We start from the raw sequence: 11480 nt of genomic DNA on the forward strand, positions 1-11480 counted from the left end.
GTTCGCGCCCTCGTCTTTCCAGGATGTTGAGCGTTAGCCCATCTTCTCGACAACGGCCTCGCCAAACTCGCTGCACTTCAGCAACGTCGCCCCGTCCATCAAACGCTCGAAGTCGTACGTCACCGTCTTCGCGGCGATCGCGCCTTCCATGCCCTTGATGATCAGGTCGGCAGCCTCGGTCCAGCCCATGTGCCGGAGCATCAGTTCGCCCGAGAGGATCACGCTGCCGGGGTTCACCTTGTCCTGGCCGGCGTACTTCGGAGCCGTGCCGTGTGTCGCTTCGAAGACCGCGTGGCCCGTGTCGTAGTTGATGTTCGCCCCAGGCGCGATGCCGATGCCGCCCACACACGCCGCCAGGGCGTCGCTCACGTAATCGCCGTTCAAGTTCATCGTCGCGATCACGTCGTACTCGGCCGGCCGCGTCAGGATCTGTTGCAGGAAGGCGTCGGCGATGACGTCCTTGATCACGATCTTCTTGCCGTTGGGCGCGGTGAACTCGTGCCACGGTCCGCCATCGAGCGGGGTCGCGCCGAAGTGCTTGGCCGCCACCTCGTAGCCCCACTTCATGAAGGCGCCCTCGGTGAACTTCATGATGTTGCCCTTGTGCACCAGTGTCACCGAAGGACGATCGTTGTCGATCGCGTATTGGATCGCCGCCCGCACCAGCCGCTCGGTGCCCTCTTGCGACACGGGCTTGATGCCGATGCCACACGAATCAGGGAAGCGGACCTTCTTCCAGCGATCGGGGAACGTCTGGCTGAAGCCTTCCTTGAACTTCTTGAGGTCCTCGCTGCCGGCCTCGAATTCGATGCCCGCGTAGATGTCCTCGGTGTTCTCGCGGAAGATCACCATGTCGGTCTTGCTGGGGTCCTTCAGCGGGCTGGGCACGCCCTCGAACCACCGCACGGGCCGCAGGCAGGTATACAAATCGAGCTGCTGCCTGAGCGCAACATTAATCGAGCGGATGCCGCCACCGGTTGGGGTGGTCAGCGGGCCCTTGATGCCCACCAGATATTCGCGGAACGCGTCCAGCGTCGCATCGGGCAGCCAATCGCCGGTCTGGTTGTGGGCCTTCTCGCCCGCCAGCACCTCGTGCCAGTGGATCTTCCGCTCGCCGCCGTAGGCCTTCTCAACGGCCGCATCGAATACCCGCACGGAAGCCGCCCAGATGTCCGGCCCCGTTCCATCGCCCTCGATAAACGGGATGATGACCTGATTGGGCACGTTCAGGCGGCCATTGCTGGTGGTAATCGGCTCTGCGGTCGCGGGCATGGGTGGTTTCTCCGGAGTCGGTGGGGGAGTTCCAAACACCCAGCATAGGTCGACAATTCCGCGGTTTTGTCCGCTATTCGTAGAGTTTGGACAGCTCCGTCCAGAATCCCGGATACGTCTTCCGCACGCACCCCGGGTCGGCGATGCTCACGTTGGGCCGATGCAGCGCAATCAGCGACAACGCCATCGCCATCCGGTGGTCGTCATACGTGTCGAACACCACCGGCGTCGCCGATGATGAGCGATCGAGCCCTCTGGCCGGAGGCTCGACGCGGACCGCCCCGTCCTCGCCGTGGACGTCGAGCTCAACCTCCACCCCGACCTTGGCCAATTCGGTTTTCAAAGCCTCCAGCCGGTCGGTTTCCTTCACTCGCAGCGTGTGCAGCCCCCGGATCATCGACCCGCCGCTGGCCAGCGACGCGAGCACGACCAATGCCATCGCCGCGTCGGGCATGTCGCGCATGTCGGCCATGACCGGATTGATGGAAGACCCACCACGAACCGTCAGCCGCGGCCCCCCGGGTCCATCGTCCGCCCCGATCGATGTCATGGTGGCACCCATCCGCGCCAGCACCGAAGGAAATGCGACGTCGCCCTGCAGGCCGGATTCGTCCACGCCGTCCATCGTCACACGGGCGCCTGGCGTCGCGGCCGCCGCGGCCCAGAAGACCGAGGCCCCGCTCGCGTCCGGCTCGATGTCCAGTTCGAATCCATCGATGCCTCCGCCGTGGCTCGCGACACGCAAGACCCGCATGTCCGCCGAAGCGCGCACGTTCACGCCCAGCAGGTCGAGCAGCCCCATCGTCATGCGGATGTACGACGCACTGGTGGCCTCGCCGTCGATCTCCACCGACAATCCACCGGGCAGGAACGCCCCGAGCATCAATACCGCCGAAACGAACTGACTCGACGGCAACTCTTCGAAGAACACCTGCCCCCGCTCGGGTGGGCTCGCGGGCGGCGTGATCCGAAGGGGTGGACATCCAGGCGACTCGAGGCTCTCAACACGAGCGCCAAGATCGCCAAGTACGCCAGCCAGAGCTCCGATCGGTCGCGCACGCATCCGCTGATTTCCGGTGATCACGATCGGCACCGGCGACAAAACGCTGGCCGCAGCGAGAAAGCGCGTAGCCGTGCCCGCGTTCTCCAGGTCCAGCGTGATCTCCGAAGCACCCTTTGGCGCCCATCGGCCCCCGACGCCAGACACGCGCATCGTGGTGCCATCGATCTCGATCCCAACGCCAAGGGTCTGCAAGGCCGCCAGCATTACCTTCGTATCAACCGCATCGGCCAGGGCGCCCCGCAACTCGCTCGTGCCCCGGGCCAAAGCCGCCAACAGCAGTGCCCGGTTGGTCAGGCTCTTGCTGCCCGGCGGCCGGAGGGTAACGTCAAAGGCAGCCTCGCCCAGGACCGAACGCAGCGTCGGCACGGGCAGCGGGTCTGCGAGTGTGTCCAGGGGCGCCGCCAGATGCGACGCCATCTCCTGGGGGCCGGCGTGTGGGGCGAATTCTGGCATGGCGTCGATGGCTCCTACACCCCGCCAGCAGCGTCCGTGTCATCTCCGGCCGCCCGAAACACCGCAACGACGTCGGTGATCGGCACCACGAATAACCGGTTATCACCCTCGAAATCGACGGGAATCGCCTTCCCGGGGTGAAACAGCACGCGCTGATACTGCCGCACCGGATAGTCCTCGTCGTGCTCCACCTGGCTCGAAATCGCCACGATCCGACCCGTGAGGGTGGGAATTTCCATCTTGTCGGGCAGGTGCAGGCCGGCCTTGGTCTGCTTCTTGTCCTCGTCCTTGCGAATCAGAACCCGCGCGCCGATGGGTTCCACCGTCTCAATTCGTTTGGTCGAACCCGTCCGAGCCATCCACCAACCTCCAGACCGTTCGGTCCGCAAGACCGCCGCTGCCGGCCGCTATCCTAGCTCCGCGCTCAGCCAGGCCCTTTGATACTTTTTCAGGACCAATCCATGCACGACCAACTCCTCCGCCTCATCAAGGACGTTCCAGATTTCCCAAAGCCCGGAATCGTCTTCAAGGACTTCACCCCGCTCCTGGCAGATCCCGGTGCGCTCGCTTTGGCCGTCGAACTCATGGTCAACCCCTTCCGAGGAAAGCGCGTCGACCTGGTGCTTGGGGCCGAATCCCGCGGCTTCATCTTCGGTACGGCCATCGCCCAGGCGCTCTCGGCGGGGTTCGTGCCGATCCGAAAGGCAGGCAAGCTGCCACGTGCCGTGCATCACGTCGAATACCAACTGGAATACGGGGTCGATCGACTCGAGATCCACGCAGACGACATCAACGCCGGCAGCCGGGTGCTCATCGTCGATGATCTGCTGGCCACCGGAGGCACGCTCGACGCCTCCGCTCAGCTTGCCCGAATGGCGGGCGCTTCGATTATCGGGGCCACCGTGCTCATCGAGTTAGAGTCGCTCCGCGGCCGCGAGAAACTGGCGGGTCTCGAGCCGCTGCATTGCGTGTTGAAGTTCTAGTCGAGCACGAATACTCGACCGTATCCTGGTGCGCTATCGACAAAAGAACACGGGCCCGACTCTCGTCGGGCCCGTGCAGAATCAGAATCTAGCCTGTCGCAGAAGCCGGATTAGCGGCGACGACGGGCGGCGGCCAGGCCGCCGAGGCCCAGCAGGGCCAGGCTGGCGGGAGCGGGAACCACGTTGATGGCGCCCGAACCCTCGCGCAGGTCGGCCAGACGGCTCTCGCTGAGAGCCTGGTCACGGGCGACGTACACGTCGAAGCGGCTGGTGCGGGTGCTCAGGTCGACGGTGAACGCGTCGGCAACCACGGCCGGAGCGGTGTAGGTGGCGGTCCAGAAGGCGATGGGGTTGCTGTCGTCGGCGTAGATGCCGGCGAGCGGGAAGTTCAGCTGGCCGGCAATGATGCCGTCAACGCCCGTGCCCGAAGCAGCGCCGGGGGTGGTGCCGGGGCCGTTCATGGGGGCGACCAGAGCGAGGTCGCTCCAGCCGTCCGAGCCAACCGAGCTGATGAAGTTGGTACCAACGCCAGCGATGGCGTAGTCGGTGCCGCCGTAGCCGGCGGACAGGGTGACCGTGGTGCTCTCACCCGGGTTCAGGGTGGGGTTGGCAACGTCGATCGTGATGGACTGGGCAGCAGCGGCAGCGGCAACACCAGCAACGGCAAGAATCGCAGCAGTCTTCATCTTGGTCTCTCCTCTTGAGCTCAAGAAACCTTGTTTCTTCATGGATTCACACAACAACAGTTCTGTCGATCCCGAACTTGCTGACCCGCGGATCGACGAGTCGAGTGTAACCGAATTGAGAGAGGCCGACAAGAGCATTTGCGTGTTCAGATCGCGGTTTTGCGCCAAATTTGACGATTCAACGTCCTATAAAACGTATCACGTCGGCATGTTGTACGAAGAATGTTCGGATTTGCACGTCGGTTAATCCAGGTAAACCCCTGATAACACGCCAGTTACTTCCTGAAAGCGCACGACAAACCGGGGGCGCACAAAAACGCGGTCCCGACTTTCGTCAGGACCGCGTGAATTCAGCGTTTCACTGAACCCGGACGCCGGATTAGCGGCGACGGCGGGCAGCGGCCAGGCCGCCGAGGCCCAGCAGCGCGAGGCTGGCGGGGGCGGGGACCACGTTGATGGCGCCCGAGCCCTCGGTCAGGTCGGCCAGACGGCTCTGGCTGGTGGCCGAGTCACGAGCGATGTACACGTCGAACTTGCTCGTGTCGGTGCTCAGGTCGACGGTGAACGCGTCGGCAACCACGGCCGGAGCGGTGTAGGTGGCGCTCCAGAACGCGATGGGGTTGCTGTCGTCGGCGTAGATGCCGGCGAGCGGGAAGTTCAGCTGACCGGCGATGATGCCGTCAACACCCGTGCCCGAAGCGGCGCCGGCGCTGGTGCCGGGGCCGTTCATGGGGGCGACCAGAGCCAGGTCGCTCCAGCCGTCCGAGCCAACCGAGCTGATGAAGTCGGTGGCGATACCGGCGACGGCGTAGTCGGTGCCGCCGTAGCCAGCGCTCAGCGTGACCATGGTGCTCTCACCGGGAGCCAGGGTCGGGTTGGCGACATCGATGGTGATGGACTGGGCGGTGGCGGCAGCGGCAACACCGGCAACGGCGACGAGGGCGAAAGCCTTCTTCATATCTACATCTCCTCACGCGACCGGGGCCGTTTGCCCCGAAAGCCTTGGTTCAACAGTCGTCTGCTTGCGACCTATCACCCACAACCTACCACCGATCCGAATCCACGCCAGAAATCAGAACGCTTTTTTTCGCGAACACTGGCCCGAATCCGCTCGTACGAGCCCCCAAGGCCGGTTTTCACTTCCGATAATGAAGGGAAGACCCCTCGCCGGGCGTGCGGGCACACTTCAGACCTCTACCAACTCGGCGTCCACCTCATCGACCGCCACGCCCAAGACCTCAGCCAGGGCCAGCCGGTAGAGCTCGATCTGGTCCCGTCCCTCGTCCGTCGCACCGCCCGTCTTGAAGTCCACGATCAGGCACCGCACGGGTCGTCCCCGGTCTCGGCCCAGGATCAACCGATCAATCCGGCCCCGGACCAACGTCGGCCGCCCCCGCACCTCCACGATTGCCGAGATCGGTCGCTCTCGCTCGACCGACAGATCCAACCCCTCGCCCATTCGACGGGAAACACCAGTTCGAGAGAGGACACCCGGCAGGGCATCCCCGGCAAGCGCTCGGCGGATGCGATCCGCCGCCTCGGCCGTACGCGGTCCTGATTCGTCCACCCAGTCGGCCGGGTCGCTCAAAGTTTCTTCCAACCAGGCGACGCCCTCCAGCAGCCGGTGTACCTCCGCCCCCAGGTCTGCCGCCCGAGCATCGATCGAAAGCAACCGCGACACCTCGTGCTCCGGCTGGAGATCGGAGGGGCGCAATGCCGCGATGCGCCAGGGCTCGTCCGGACCGCTCCAGCCCTTCGGCATCGCCTCAGGCCTGGCCCATGATGGGGGGGCGGGCTGGTGAACCGCCGGCGCGTCGGCTGGTTCATCGGCCCAGCCCGGGCTGCCTTCCACGTGCTCGGCGCCAGTCGCGCCCAGACCGTGCCACGCCACCGTGCCAAGTCCCTTCTTGCTCGATCGCACGAAGAGCTCGAGGTGGGCCTTGGCCCGCGTCATGCCCACGTAGAGCAGGCACAACTCTTCGTAGGCCGCCCGCTCACGCCAACGCTCGTACATCTCGTGGAGGCGTGGGCAATGAGCACGCAACTCCTTCGTACCCGAGAGGCTCATCCGCGTCGGCGCCGCCGTCGGATCGTCGACCTCGGCCCCGCCCGCATCGGCCAGAAAGGCTGGCCCGCGCGTTGCCAACTGGCCGTCGATATCGGTCAGGAAGACGGCGTCAAACTGCAGTCCCTTGGCCGCATGCAGCGTCAGCACGCGTACAAGTCCGCTGCTGCGCGGTCGCACGCGGCTCGTGCGAACGTAGCCGATGAAGTCGTCGATGCCGCTGGCTTCGGAAAGCTCCTTCTCGTACGCCTCGGCGAGCGATACCAAATCGCCAAGTCGAGCCCGCCCGCGCTGGTTGGCCGACCGGCCGGCCAGGCCCGCCAGCCACTCGACCGTGCGTGCCAGCCCGTGCTCGAAGATCCGCATGGCAAGATCTCGCGACACGCGGCGTGCGTCGTCTCGGTCTTCCCACCGCTCGAGACCGAGCGCAGCGCCCAAGGGTCCCGTTGCAATGGCGAACCGGCTCGGCCCATCGCCCGGATGGGCCGCCAGATGCAGCGCCGAGAGCACCGCTTCGACAACCGGATGGTCGCACGGGCTGGCCGACGCGCTCGACACCGCCGGCACGTCGCGAGCGGCAAGTGCAGCCACGATCTTGCCGATCAGCTTCTGCCGACGAACGAGCACCGCAACTTCGGCGCCGGGCCGACGCTGGTGCACGGCCGCCACCGCGTCGGCGACCGCAGCCACGGCTGCGTCCTCATCGTCGGGATCGTCCAGCGTCGCCGAGAGGTCCACGATGCGAACCTGGCCCTCGCCCGGCACGGCCGAGACGTGCGGCATGAATTGATCGGCAAAGCGATCCCGGGCAGCGTCGTGCCCCTCCAGGCTCGGATTCGAGTCCAGACCGCCGAACACTCGATTGACCGCCTCCACGATCGTGCCCCGGCATCGATACGTCTCGTTCAGCGGGCGTGTGTGCATCTGAGGCCATCGATGCGCCACGTAGGGCAGCAAGGCCGCCTGCGCGTTGCGCCAGCCATACAGCGACTGCTTCACGTCTCCGACGATGAACACCGATCGATCGCGGTCGCCGCCCGCAACGGCCTCATCGATGAGCGGAGCAAGCACGCGCCATTGATCGATCGACGTGTCCTGAAACTCATCGAGCAGGATGTGATCGAACTGCGCATCCATCCGATAGGCCACCTGCTGGCTATCGAGGTCGCACTCGGCCAACGCACGCCATAAATCGCCCAGCGAATAGGCGCGGTGCTCGCGTCGCACCACGTCCTCGATCTGCACCGCTTGCCGAAGCAACTCACCGGCGACAAGGTTGCGCTCGTGCAATAAGCCGAGTTCCGCACGGACGACACCGCGCAGGATCGTTCGCAGTTCGGCGAGCCATTCCGGCGGTACGTCGATGCGGTGGTATGTCGGCGCCGCCTGCTCGCAGCAGGCCACCAGGGTTTTCTTGAGCAGGCCGGCGTGATCTCCAGCTTCCAATGCGTCCAGCACCGCAGCACGAGCATTGACGAATTGCTTGTTGGGCGTCTTGCCATCCTTGTTCGTCGGCCCGGCGATGTCGCGCAAGCGGGCCGCCGATGCTCGCACGTCGTCCATGGTGGGGCCGTGCGACGACTCGTCGGCCAGGCAATTCCAGGCGTCCTGAGCCGCACGTCGAAGCTGGGCGCCAGAATCGGCCAGGAGCTCGGCCAACCGCTCGTCGCCCGAAGCGCTGCCCTCCTGCCCGGCAAGCAATCGGATTGCCGCTCGCTCTTCTGCCGTTGCCCGTTCTTGAAGGAGCCGCTCGACCACTTCCGAACGCAACTGCTCTTCCGCGTGTTCGAATGCCTGCCGCCAGGGCGCGATGAGGCCAAGCTGAGGCGCCAGCGAGCGGGCCAGGGACTGGGCCGTACTGTCCAGCGTTCCCATACGAACGCGATGAATGCTGCGACCGAGCCGGCCCAGAACGTTCAGCCAGCCGCTCGTATCCAGCGAGACCCCGGCATGCTCGGAAAGGTCAGCCGCGGCCGCTTCATCCTCCGCGGCGCTGGCAATGCGCGTGAGCAGCCGTTCGCGGATCTCGCCGGCTGCCTGACGGGTAAACGTGGCCGCCAGGACGCGTTCGGGCGCGACGCCACGGGCCAGCAGTCCGGCGAGCTTGTTCGTCAGGGTAAACGTCTTGCCGGTGCCCGCCGAAGCCATCACGACCTCGAACGGGTGGTTGGACTTGGTCCTGTTCAAGGCTGCGGTCATGGCCGAACCCCATCGATGCGATCCAGGTGCTCTTCATCGAGCAGCATCCCGATGCCGGCCAGCCTCGCGTGCGGCCCGTCGTATCTGGGGCTGCCAATGTCCGCCATGGCCTCGAGCCCCGAGCGCACGCGTGTTGCGATGTCGACCGCACACGCGTGCGCCTCGGCCAGGTCTTCCTCGGTCCAGCCGGTCTCCTGCACCTTCACTTCGGACCCTGCCAGCGAGATATACCCAAGCACTGGGATCTGCTCGGCATCCACTGCCGCGGCGAGCGGTCGCGCAAGCACTTCGTACAAGGGCAACTGCAGGTCTCGCCAACCGCCATCGCGTTTGCGGTGCGATGACCGAGGGTTGTGGGCGGTGTTCGACGTCTTGTAGTCATACAGCGCGATGGCGCCGCTCTTTGCGTGATGGTCGATGCGATCGATCGTGCCGCGAAGCACGACGCCGGACTGGGCCAGCATGGGCAGAGACTCGGGCGACCACTCGACCTCAAGCGTGCGCCACCCGGCGGCCCGTCTCTGGGCCTCCACGCGCGCCAACTCTTCCAGTCGTCGCTCGGCCGCATCGATCTGCGCCAGCGTCATCGCCGAACGAACCGGCCCGGTGAGTTGCTCGGCGGCCTCCCACAGCCCGGCGTGCATTAGCCGGCGAATCTCTGCTTCGTCGCTTACGTCCCGTGCACCAACATCCGCACCGAATCGACGCAGCGCCTCGTGCAGCAACGTGCCGAACCCGCTGGCGTCCAGCCGGGCCACGGCCGGCATTGCCGAGGCCTCGCGAAGGCCCAGGACGTGTCGCAGGTAGAACTGATACGGGCTCTCGAGGAACGTACGGAAACTGGTGACCGACATGCTCGCGATCGGCTCGGTCTCGCGCATGACCCCTACGCGGTAGCCGCACGCGGGCGGAGCCTCTTCCGCCGGCGGCGTCGCAAAACCCTCGCGCACCCGCGCCAGCATGCGGGCCGGGCCGTCGCCCGAGCCACGCAAGAGCAGCGTGCTCGGCAGCAGCGACTCACCAGCGGCGTCGACTGAGCCCAGCACGAACCGAACGTGCCGGCCGCCACCGAGCAACGAGACCATGTTTGCGGCGTCGCGTGCCAGTGTCCGATGCTCGCCCGGCAGGCCCAGGGCCCGTCGCAGACCCTCGGTCATGAGCGAGCCCGGAGCCCGTGCGACGGGCAGCGACGAATGGTGCGCACCCAGAACGACCATCGACGGCGAGGGATCCAGCGGTAGTTCGAGCCACCCCAGCACGTCCAGGTCTTCGCCTCCCGGTTCGGCCGGGCTGCTGCTTGTCTCGAGCTGGGCGAGCACCAGATCGATCGCCGCATGCGCGGGCGCCGGTTCGGGCTCGAGCACGTCGGGCAGCATGGAAAGCGTCCGCAACTGCTCACCGATGACGCCTACGGCCTCGAGCGACGTTGTGCCCAGATGGTCTTGCGATGGTTCAAGCAGCGCGACGAGGGTGCGCTCGATCGCTTCCGCCCAGGCGTGCAGCGGTCGTGGCTTTTCGCGAAGCGGCCGCAACATGGCAGCGAGCCTCCGCCGCGCTCGTTCGACGATCTCGCGCGGCCGGGCAGCGTGATCGTTGCCAGCCGGCAGCGTTGCGAACGCTCGCGTGGGTAACGCCGCCTGCAGGTAGTGGTCCATGGCCCGCGGCAGTTGCCCAAAACGCAGATCTGCCGCCGCAAGCGTCGTCACGACAATCGGCGACCGCAGCACGCGTGCGAGCGCCTCGAAGCTGCGCTCGCGCAGCAGCACGGCAATATCACCGAGCAGGCGAGCCGGACCCGACGTCCCGATCGGCTTACCCCAGGCCACGTGTACGCTCAGCCCGTGCGTCGCTGCTGCCCGCCGCACCGGGCCAGCCAGCCCCTCATCCGCCGTCCCGATGGCGGAAGTATCCAGATCGACGGCGGCGCGGATGGCCAGTGTTCCCTGTGCCTCGGCATCGCCGGTTACGAACACGGCATCGGGATCAACATCAATGCTCGCATCGCGCCAGTACGACTCGTCCACGACGCCGTCGGGGTGCAGTCCCCGATTCAGCATCGCCAGCACGTGCACCGGACATGCCGCGACGCGCAGCATGCGCCGAGCCAGCCCGGGTAGGTCCATGCAGCCCAGCAGGACGATCGCGTCCAAGCCGGCAGCGACGTCGTTGCCCGCGTCGATCGCGTGCAGCCCCGAGTCGACGAGCCCGGCGCGATCGAGCAATGCCTCGTAACCGTCCTGCAATTTGGCAAGGGCCTGCCAGCGCTCGGGGTCCTCAAGCGGGGGTAACTCGGCCCGCGCGACGTCCGCCGCCCGCAAGCCCGCGCGAGCAAGTTCGTCGATGGTGCCGCCGATTTCCTGGGCCCATGCTGCCGGATCGACCACGTCGGGCAAGACACGCCAGAGCACGTCGGCCTCCGCAGCCCGCAAGACCGATTGCCAGGCCAGACGCGTGTGCAGTGGCCCGGCCCCCCGAGCCGTGGGCGTCAGAGATTCGGCCAATCGCCCGGCGGTGGTGGTCTGAGGCGGAAAGAGGACCAGCCCGCGATCCTGGCATGCGCGTGCCAGCAGCGTTCCCAGCACGCGCCCCGCCCGGGCCCCCGGCGTCGCAACGAGCGTGCTCGATAGGTCCAGCACCCCGTCAGCGGCCCGGCCAAGGAACCAGTTGATCGCCGAAGCCATGGGGGGCTGCGAGTCGTTCAGCCGGTGGGTCTGCATGAACACCCCCTCCATGGGTCCGCGCCCGCCGACCGGGCCGTG

The 11480-nt window shown here is 66.3% G+C and carries 8 protein-coding genes; 1 reads left to right on the forward strand and 7 read right to left on the reverse strand.

Annotated elements, in window-relative coordinates; translation table 11 throughout:
• Window positions 1-33: 33 nt before the first annotated feature.
• The 3 genes from icd to RIE32_01170 form a co-directional block, all read right to left on the reverse strand.
• Window positions 34-1272, reverse strand: a complete 1239-nt coding sequence (gene icd / locus RIE32_01160; protein ID MEQ9094852.1) for an NADP-dependent isocitrate dehydrogenase — start codon at window positions 1270-1272, stop codon at window positions 34-36.
• A 73-nt stretch (window positions 1273-1345) separates the two neighbouring features.
• Window positions 1346-2788, reverse strand: a complete 1443-nt coding sequence (gene aroA, locus RIE32_01165; GenBank protein MEQ9094853.1) for a 3-phosphoshikimate 1-carboxyvinyltransferase — start codon at window positions 2786-2788, stop codon at window positions 1346-1348.
• Between the two features lie 14 nt (window positions 2789-2802).
• Window positions 2803-3111, reverse strand: coding sequence for a co-chaperone GroES (locus RIE32_01170; GenBank protein MEQ9094854.1), 309 nt, complete (start codon window positions 3109-3111; stop codon window positions 2803-2805).
• 138 nt (window positions 3112-3249) lie between these two features.
• On the opposite strand from RIE32_01170, the gene RIE32_01175 reads away from it, so the two are divergent.
• Window positions 3250-3771, forward strand: a complete 522-nt coding sequence (locus RIE32_01175) for an adenine phosphoribosyltransferase (protein ID MEQ9094855.1) — start codon at window positions 3250-3252, stop codon at window positions 3769-3771.
• A gap of 110 nt (window positions 3772-3881) precedes the next feature.
• Here RIE32_01175 and RIE32_01180 read toward each other — a convergent pair whose 3' ends face one another.
• The 4 genes from RIE32_01180 to RIE32_01195 all read right to left on the reverse strand — a co-directional run bounded on the left by RIE32_01180 (window position 3882) and on the right by RIE32_01195 (window position 11438).
• Window positions 3882-4457 carry a PEP-CTERM sorting domain-containing protein gene (locus tag RIE32_01180; protein ID MEQ9094856.1) on the reverse strand — a complete coding sequence of 192 codons (576 nt, stop codon included), beginning with the start codon at window positions 4455-4457 and terminating at the stop codon, window positions 3882-3884.
• Between the two features lie 379 nt (window positions 4458-4836).
• Window positions 4837-5415 (reverse strand): PEP-CTERM sorting domain-containing protein, encoded by a 579-nt coding sequence (locus tag RIE32_01185; protein MEQ9094857.1) that lies wholly within the window; start codon window positions 5413-5415, stop codon window positions 4837-4839.
• A gap of 228 nt (window positions 5416-5643) precedes the next feature.
• Entirely contained in the window at window positions 5644-8721 is a 3078-nt protein-coding gene (locus RIE32_01190; protein ID MEQ9094858.1) for a UvrD-helicase domain-containing protein, read from the reverse strand.
• Window positions 8718-11438, reverse strand: a complete 2721-nt coding sequence (locus RIE32_01195) for a PD-(D/E)XK nuclease family protein (protein MEQ9094859.1) — start codon at window positions 11436-11438, stop codon at window positions 8718-8720. The genes RIE32_01190 and RIE32_01195 overlap by 4 nt, the downstream gene beginning before the upstream one ends.
• Between the last annotated feature and the right edge of the window lie 42 nt (window positions 11439-11480).

Source organism: Phycisphaerales bacterium, assembly GCA_040221175.1.
In the GTDB taxonomy this organism is placed as follows: domain Bacteria; phylum Planctomycetota; class Phycisphaerae; order Phycisphaerales; family UBA1924; genus JAHCJI01.